This window comes from Novosphingobium naphthalenivorans NBRC 102051 (genome assembly GCF_001590985.1).
GTDB classification, from domain to species: domain Bacteria; phylum Pseudomonadota; class Alphaproteobacteria; order Sphingomonadales; family Sphingomonadaceae; genus Novosphingobium; species Novosphingobium naphthalenivorans.
Genome location: NZ_BCTX01000188.1, coordinates 1 through 1650 on the forward strand (window position 1 = coordinate 1; position 1650 = coordinate 1650).

2 protein-coding genes are annotated in these 1650 nt (G+C 52.1%); both read left to right on the forward strand.

Going from position 1 to position 1650, the window contains the following annotated elements:
• Window positions 1–1313 (forward strand): HesA/MoeB/ThiF family protein (locus NN5_RS24610; RefSeq protein ID WP_169801060.1); only part of this gene is annotated, 1313 nt, incomplete at its 5' end.
• Window positions 1306–1650, forward strand: a 345-nt coding sequence (locus NN5_RS25540; RefSeq protein WP_157081333.1) for a Mov34/MPN/PAD-1 family protein, incomplete at its 3' end; no start/stop codon positions are given. The genes NN5_RS24610 and NN5_RS25540, both read left to right, overlap by 8 nt.

Sequence of the window (1650 nt, forward strand, 5' to 3'; positions counted from 1 at the left end):
CGGAGGTTACGAACGAGTACCAAGACTACTGGCGCGATGGCCTGCTCTCATTCAGGATTTTTGCATCTCGCACACCGCCTTCTTCTAATCCTCTGCGCCTTGGCTATTTCCGAATGGAGCAAGGTATTGGCGAGCCATTTTTTGGCTTGCATAGTGATGGAAAGTTAGACGGGCATAAGTGCGACAAGCTTGCTGACGCAATGCTTTTTCAAACCTCCAAGCCGATTACGCCCGTTGGAAAAATCAAGGTTCCATTCACGCTCGCCCACCTCAAACAGTGGTTTCTTGGGCAAGAGGAGATGGATGAGGCAAAATGGGATGCTGCATTCAGGTTGCTCTCCAAGAGAGGGTTGCTCGCTATCTCAGCGCCCAATTGTGTGCTCGGGGTTCGCTTAAACCTTCCGCATGATTTGAAGGTCGGTCAAGACACTGGGAAAATCCGGCAAACCAAGATTCCCGACCTGCTTATGAGCAGGAAGGAATCCGTCCAGTTGACACGCTTCGGGGGGTATTGGTGCGATCTCGCTTCCTTAGCAGAGCGCAACCTTAAAGGTATGACGACATTTGCAGATAAGACGATCGCGCTTGTGGGGTGTGGAACCATAGGCGGCTATTTGGCAAAGTTTCTTGCCCAGAGCGGCGCAGGTGCGAACAAGCCACTTTTCCTAATTGATCGCCAATTGCTTTCTCCCGGCAACATCGGTCGGCATTTGCTTGGCACCGCATACATCGGGATGCCCAAGGCTGAAGCGTTGCGGGATGAGTTGAAGCGCTTCCACCCCGATTGCGATGCCAGAGCAGTTTCGGACGAGTTCGCGGCGTGCTTGGATGTGGTGCGGTCTGCTGACCTAATTGTTGACGCATCGGGTGAATGGAACACTCAGTGCGCGCTTAATGGCCAATTTTTTGAAGATCAGGAGATCAAGGCTGAAGCGATCCTACACAGTTGGATATGCGGAAATGGAGCAGCGGTGCAGAGCTTTACCAATTTGAAAGGTGATGACTTCTGTTTTCGATGCATGAGACCTGATCCGAGTAAGCCTTCTCGATACACTGCACTTAACCCGAAGACCGAAGCTGTCATTGAAGAAGCCACCTGTGGCGATGGTGCTTATTTTCCTTATTCGGTCGCAGCTCCCTCAATGGCCGCAGGGCTTACATTGGAAATGGCTTTGGGTGTGATAAACGGCAAGCCAGGTTCTCGCTTGCGAACCATCGTGCTTGACCACAAGAGAGGGATTGAGAGAAAGCCCACAACGCCGACGGCACATAAAGACTGCCCGTCCTGCAAGGCGAGGGCCGCAAGTGATTGAAGGCGTGCTATTTGACAACGCGGTTCTCGATATGCTCCTCGGCTCCACACGCAAGCATGCTCCACATGAAGCAGGAGGACTTGTTTTGGGGAATCGCAAAGAAGGCTACTTGCATGTGATCGAGGCATCTTTGCCAACGGAATGGGATCACCAAAGCAGGGTGGCTTTTCTACGATCTGCAAAGGGACATCGCATCAAAGCACTCAGGCTTTGGAAGAAGTCACATGGGAAGGTCGATTGGCTTGGCGAGTGGCATAGTCATCCGGGCTTCTTACCCAATCCATCTTGGATAGATCGCCAGAACTGGAAGCGATTAACAGCGCATCACGGACAAGTC